General features: G+C 46.7%; 1 protein-coding gene. It reads left to right on the plus strand.

The genetic code is table 11. The annotated features are described in order from the left end of the window. The coding region (locus tag AB4585_RS25260; protein WP_372171515.1) for a RibD family protein at positions 1-289 on the plus strand (289 nt) is incomplete at both ends.

The following is a 289-nucleotide window of genomic DNA, read 5'->3' on the forward strand; positions in this document are numbered from 1 at the left end:
ATCTTAGACCGTCAGCAAAACATGACCCCAGAACTGACCCCAGAACTGCGCCTGTTTCATACAGATGGTGAGGTGTTGGTGATTTCTGAGCAAAAAAATAGCCAACAAAAGCACATTGATTTACCCGAGCTACTTGCAAAACTTGCTCGCGAACACAATATAAACCACATCTGGGTGGAAGCTGGAGCGACATTAGCCGCTAGCTTTATAGAGCAACAACTCGTCGATGAGCTGGTTGTCTATTTGGCACCAAAGATCATGGGAACCGATGGTCGTGGCTTGGTTAACC

The sequence above is a fragment of the Vibrio sp. 10N.222.49.C9 genome (genome assembly GCF_041474985.1).
Lineage (GTDB): Bacteria > Pseudomonadota > Gammaproteobacteria > Enterobacterales > Vibrionaceae > Vibrio > Vibrio crassostreae_C.